The organism is Falsiroseomonas algicola, assembly GCF_011040385.1.
GTDB classification, from domain to species: domain Bacteria; phylum Pseudomonadota; class Alphaproteobacteria; order Acetobacterales; family Acetobacteraceae; genus Falsiroseomonas; species Falsiroseomonas algicola.
In genome coordinates, this window is the sequence record NZ_JAAIKB010000077.1 from 1 (window position 1) to 309 (window position 309).

At 79.0% G+C, this 309-nt stretch carries 1 pseudogene; it reads right to left on the bottom strand.

Annotated features, from left to right (window positions below):
- Positions 1–290 (bottom strand): annotated as a pseudogene (locus G3576_RS31090) (hypothetical protein); the annotation flags it as partial.
- Positions 291–309: the final 19 nt, after the last annotated feature.

Below are 309 nucleotides of genomic sequence, written 5' to 3' on the forward strand. Positions count from 1 at the left end.
GGCGGCACGGCGATGGGCACGGCATTCACCGTCGCGCCCGGCGGCACCTGCGCCGGCGGCTGCGCGACCACGCCCGGAACTTGCGGCTGCGGCGGCACGGCGATGGGCACGGCATTCACCGTCGCGCCCGGCGGCACCTGCCCCAGCGGCTGCGCGACCACGCCCGGCCCCTGCGGTTGCGGCGGCACGGCGATGGGCACGGCATGCACCGTTGCACCCGGCGGCACCTGCGCCGGCGGCTGCGCGACCACGCCCGGCCCTTGCGGCTGCGGCGGAACGGCGATGGGCACGGCATTCACCGTCGCGCCC